Annotated in this window: 1 protein-coding gene; it reads left to right on the top strand. The window is 57.1% G+C overall.

Going from position 1 to position 646, the window contains the following annotated elements; translation table 11 throughout:
- On the top strand, positions 1-646 hold a 646-nt coding region (locus A3754_RS23785), incomplete at both ends, for a chloride channel protein (RefSeq protein WP_197468823.1).

Here is a 646-nt window from a genome sequence, read left to right as displayed (position 1 = left end):
AACCAGTTTTTGCCATGCAGGCGGTGTTGTCGGCGTCGTCGGCCGCGTTGCTTTTTTATGCGGTCATGGGGGCGTTGATCGGCTGCACCAGTGTTTTCGTTACTCGGGTTCTGTACTGGATTGAAGACGGCTTTGAGCGGTTACCCATTCACTGGATGTGGTGGCCGGCACTGGGTGGTCTTGCGGTTGGTTTGATCGGTTTTATAGTGCCGCAAACCCTAGGGGTGGGCTACCAACTGATCAGCGATATTGTGAATGCCAAACTGGCGCTTTCCGCATTACTGTTGATCGGCTTTGCCAAGTGGGTCTCCTGGTCCATTGCTCTGGGCAGTGGCACGTCAGGGGGGACCTTGGCGCCACTGTTTATTATCGGCGGAAGCCTGGGGGCTGGCTTGGCAATACTGTTGTCTGGGGTGTTTCCAGAGTGGGGCATCAGTCCTGCGGTTGCCGGGTTGGTGGGGATGGCCGCCATGTTTGCCGGGGCGTCCCGGGCGCTGCTAACGGCGGTTGTCTTCGCGGTGGAAGTGACTCACCAACCGAATGCGTTGCTTCCCTTGATGGCCGGTTGCGCAAGCGCCTATCTGTGTTCCTCGCTCTTGATGAACACTACTATCATGACGGAAAAAATTTCCCGTCGAGGCGTCAC

The sequence above is a fragment of the Alcanivorax sp. HI0083 genome (assembly GCF_001635175.1).
The sequence above is the reverse complement of the archived record's forward strand: the minus strand, read 5'-3'. Positions and strand labels throughout refer to the sequence as shown.